This window comes from Streptomyces yerevanensis, from assembly GCF_000716805.1.
Taxonomy (GTDB): Bacteria; Actinomycetota; Actinomycetes; order Streptomycetales; family Streptomycetaceae; genus Streptomyces; species Streptomyces flaveus.
The window spans coordinates 1-1,590 of sequence record NZ_JNWJ01000183.1 but is presented as its reverse complement, the minus strand read 5'-3'; the positions used below and the strand labels follow the sequence as shown (position 1 = coordinate 1,590).

Sequence of the window (1,590 nt, the reverse complement as noted above, 5' to 3'; positions counted from 1 at the left end):
CTTGTTGCCGTCCCAGCGGGCGAGGGTGGCGTGCGGCTCCATCGGGTTGTGATGGTTGCGCGCCAGCTGGTAGGTCAGGTCCAGCCGCACGGCAGCGTCACGCAGGCCGGCTTCCGCGTCACCGCGCGCATAGTTCGTCGGCTCGCCCGGCTCGGCCTCGGCGAGGTCCGTCGAGGACTGCTCGGCGTCGTAGCGGACCTCGACCAGGCTCGCGCCGTGCTGGGCGGCCTCCAGCGTGGTGGCCACCACGACGGCGACCGGCTGGCCGTGGAAGAGGACCCGGTCGTCCTGGAACACCCGCAGCCGCCGGCCCCCCGGAGGGTTGTTGGACCCGGCGTTGTCGCGGTACGGCAGCTTCGGCGCGTTGCGGTGACTGATCACCCGCAGCACACCCGGGTGCTTCTCGGCGTCACCGGCATCGATGGAGGTGATGCGGCCGCGGCCGATGCTCGCGTCGACGATCACGGCGTGCACGGCCCCGTCGACATCGAACTCGGCGGCGTACTGCGCCTCGCCCGTGACCTTCAGCCGGCCGTCCACCCGGGACAGCGGCGCACCCACGGCTGCCTGCGGCTGGGGGCTCACTTGGTACCTCCTACGATGCGCAGCTGGCGTTCGACGGTCCGCTGGAGCAACTCGACCTTGAACCGGTTGTGTTGAAGGGGGCGGGCCCCATCGGCTGCCCGCGCGGCGGCGGCCTCCCACAACGACTCCGAGGGACGTTTGCCGACCATGTGCTGCTCGACGGCGGGCAGCTTCCAGGGCACGGTGCCTACGCCTCCGGCGGCGACGTACGCGTCCCGGATCACTCCGCCGCGTACGTGCAGCGCCACGGCCGCGGAGGTCAGCGCGAACTCGTAGGACTGCCGGTCGCGCACCTTCAGGTAGCCGGACTTCAGCGGACGCGGAAGCGCGGGGATCTCCACCGCCGTAATCAACTCCCCCTGCCGCAGGGCCTGTTCACGGTTCGGGGTGCTGCCCGGTCGCAGCAGGAAGTCGGCGAAGGGGGCGTGGCGCTCCCCGTCCGGGCCCAGCAGCTGCACCCGCGCCTCCAGCGCCGCGAACGCCACGGCGACGTCGGAGGGATGGGTGGCCACGCAGTCGTCGGAGGTGCCGAGGATGGCGTGCGTACGGTTGACGCCCTCCAGTGCGGCACATCCCGAGCCGGGTTCGCGCTTGTTGCAGTCGGCGCTCACGTCACGAAAGTACGTGCACCGGGTGCGCTGCATGATGTTGCCGCCGATGGTGGCCATGTTGCGCAGCTGCGCGGACGCCAGCGCGCCGATGCGCAGCCCTCCGCGTTCGGTGACCCTGACCTCGCGCAGCGGCAGCGCGCTGATGTCGACCAGCGTGTCGGGGCGTTCGACGGTCTCGCGCATCAGGTCGACCAGCGTGGTGCCTCCGGCGATGTAACGTCCGCCTCGGCGGCCGGCGTCGAGGGCCTCACGGGTGTCGGAGACCTTGCTGAAGGAGAAAGGATGCATCGCCCCTACTTCCGGCCCGCGGTCTGCTCGACCGCGCGCACGATCTTCACGTAACAGCCGCAGCGGCAGATGTTGCCGCTCATGAACTCCCGGATCTCCTCGGCCG

At 70.9% G+C, this 1,590-nt stretch carries 3 protein-coding genes; all 3 read right to left on the bottom strand.

Annotation, left to right across the window (positions count from 1 at the left end):
- Nucleotides 1-585: xanthine dehydrogenase family protein molybdopterin-binding subunit (locus OP79_RS48915; RefSeq protein ID WP_033329708.1), on the bottom strand; the 585-nt coding region annotated here is incomplete at its 3' end.
- A complete protein-coding gene (locus OP79_RS48910; protein WP_033329707.1) occupies nt 582-1,484 on the bottom strand; it encodes an FAD binding domain-containing protein in 903 nt (300 codons plus the stop codon). The genes OP79_RS48915 and OP79_RS48910, both read right to left, overlap by 4 nt.
- A 5-nt stretch (nt 1,485-1,489) precedes the next feature.
- On the bottom strand, nt 1,490-1,590 hold a 101-nt coding region (locus OP79_RS48905), incomplete at its 5' end, for a 2Fe-2S iron-sulfur cluster-binding protein (RefSeq protein ID WP_033329706.1).